Genomic DNA, 596 nt, shown 5'->3' with positions numbered 1-596 from the left:
GTATTGCCAATTCCTCCGTTTCTACTGGATATGTTTTTTACCTTTAACATCGCCTTAGCCATGGTGGTGCTATTGGTGACGGTTTATACCCGAAGACCACTTCGACTCGCTTGCCTTCCTACCGTTCTACTGATTGCGACCTTGCTTAGATTGGCCTTGAACGTTGCCTCAACGCGTGTGGTTCTTACTGGAAGGTCAGCGAAGGGGGAGACGCAGCGGGTAACGTTATCGAAGCGTTCGGTAACGTGGTAATCGGCGGTAACTACGCCGTTGGTCTTGTGGTGTTCCTGATCTTAATGATCATTAACTTTATGGTTGTCACCAAGGGTGCGGGTCGTATTTCTGAGGTAAGTGCTCGCTTCACCTTGGACGCTTTGCCTGGTAAACAGATGGCGATCGATGCTGATTTGAACGCAGGCTTGATAGACCAAGAACAAGCGCGTTTACGCCKGTTTGAAGTGACCAAAGAAGCCGATTTCTACGGCTCGATGGATGGTGCATCGAAGTTCGTTAAAGGTGACGCCATCGCTGGTATTTTGATCTTGTTCATCAACATCATTGGTGGCTTGAGCATTGGTATGGCGCAGTAATGACCT

The 596-nt window shown here is 48.7% G+C and carries 1 pseudogene; it reads left to right on the top strand.

Annotated elements, in window-relative coordinates:
- Positions 1–587: pseudogene (locus tag CIK04_RS24170) on the top strand (FHIPEP family type III secretion protein); the annotation flags it as partial.
- Positions 588–596 lie beyond the last annotated feature (9 nt).

This window comes from Vibrio sp. 03_296 (genome assembly GCF_002265885.1).
This window is presented reverse-complemented; position numbering and strand designations above follow the sequence as displayed.